At 65.3% G+C, this 239-nt stretch carries 1 protein-coding gene; it reads left to right on the top strand.

The window, feature by feature from the left end; translation table 11 throughout:
* Window positions 1–239, top strand: a 239-nt coding sequence (locus AC0L3B_RS40255) for a hypothetical protein (protein WP_473383623.1), incomplete at both ends; no start/stop codon positions are given.

Here is a 239-nt window from a genome sequence, read left to right as displayed (position 1 = left end):
AACACGGCGGCTGGCTGGGCGTGATGCTGGTGGGCAGTGCGTTCCCGCTGGGTGCTTTGTACGCTACGAGCACGATCTGGCGGACACCCCCACCACGCTGTATGCGGGCCTGGGCCACGCCGAGCGCTTCCCGGATTACTGGGAGTTGTTTTCCCCCAACACCGGCGCGGTCGGTTCGGTGAACGCCTTCGACGGCGTCAAGCCCGAGAAAACCACGCAGTTGGACTTCGGCGCGCAAT

The sequence above is a fragment of the Bradyrhizobium sp. Kon56 genome (genome assembly GCF_055807635.1).
Note: the sequence above shows the minus strand (reverse complement) of the source record. Positions and strands in the feature narration are given on the sequence as shown.